The following is a 1,255-nucleotide window of genomic DNA, read 5'->3' as shown; positions in this document are numbered from 1 at the left end:
AAGGATTGGAAAAAAAAGGGTTCGAATATTGTACCCCTATCCAAGCCTTGGCGTTGCCGGTACTGCTCACCGGCCAAGACATCGCAGGCCAGGCCCAAACGGGCACTGGTAAAACGCTTGCGTTTTTAACTGCAACCTTCAACCACCTACTTACGACACCTGAGCACGAAGGCCGTCAACCAACGCAACCGCGCGCAATTATTATGGCGCCAACGCGTGAGCTAGCGATTCAGATCTTCAACGATGCTGAGCCGCTGATTGCAAGCACAGGTCTAAAAGCCGCATTAGCTTACGGTGGCGAAAGCTACGATAAGCAACTTGCGAAGCTACAAGATGGCGTAGACATTCTTATCGGCACGACTGGCCGTATCATCGATTTCTACAAACAGCGCGTTTTCAATCTAAACAACATTCAAGCAGTTGTGTTAGATGAAGCCGACCGCATGTTCGATCTTGGCTTTATTAAAGACATTCGCTTCTTGTTCCGTCGTATGCCTGAGCCAAAAGAGCGTTTGAACATGTTGTTCTCTGCGACTTTGTCTTACCGCGTGCAAGAGTTGGCTTTCGAGCATATGCACAATCCTGAGCATGTTGTGGTTGAGCCAGCACAAAAAACCGGTCACCGTATCCAAGAAGAGCTGTTCTACCCATCTAATGAAGACAAGATGGCTCTACTTCAAACTCTGATTGAAGAAGAGTGGCCAGATCGCGCAATCGTGTTTGCGAACACCAAACATAAATGTGAGTCAGTTTGGGGCCACTTGGCGGCAGATGGTCACCGCGTTGGCCTATTAACAGGTGATGTTCCACAGAAGAAACGTGAAAAGATTCTTGAGCAATTCACTAAAGGCGATGTCGACATTCTTGTTGCGACTGACGTTGCAGCCCGTGGTCTACACATTCCTCAAGTAACACACGTATTCAACTATGACCTTCCTGACGACTGTGAAGATTACGTACACCGCATTGGTCGTACGGGTCGTGCGGGCGCGAGCGGTCACTCAATCAGCTTTGCGTGTGAAGAATACGCAATCAACTTGCCTGCGATTGAAGAATACATCGAACACACCATTCCTGTGTCGGAATACGATGCATCAGCTCTGATTCAAGATCTGCCTGCGCCAATCCGCATGCGTGCGCCGCGCGTTCAGCAACGCCGCACCAACACCGGTGGTACTCGCTCTGGTAACCGTAAGCCTCAAGGACGTCGTCCTCGTCAGCCACGTCAATCAGCGCCGAAACAATCATAAAAGGA

The 1,255-nt window shown here is 49.8% G+C and carries 1 protein-coding gene; it reads left to right on the top strand.

The genetic code is table 11. The features are described from left to right. The coding region (gene rhlB, locus R7R78_RS24100) for an ATP-dependent RNA helicase RhlB (protein ID WP_225474371.1) at window positions 1–1,250 on the top strand (1,250 nt) is incomplete at its 5' end. Between the last annotated feature and the right edge of the window lie 5 nt (window positions 1,251–1,255).

The organism is Vibrio sp. 2134-1, from assembly GCF_033339495.1.
Note: the sequence above shows the minus strand (reverse complement) of the source record. Positions and strands in the feature narration are given on the sequence as shown.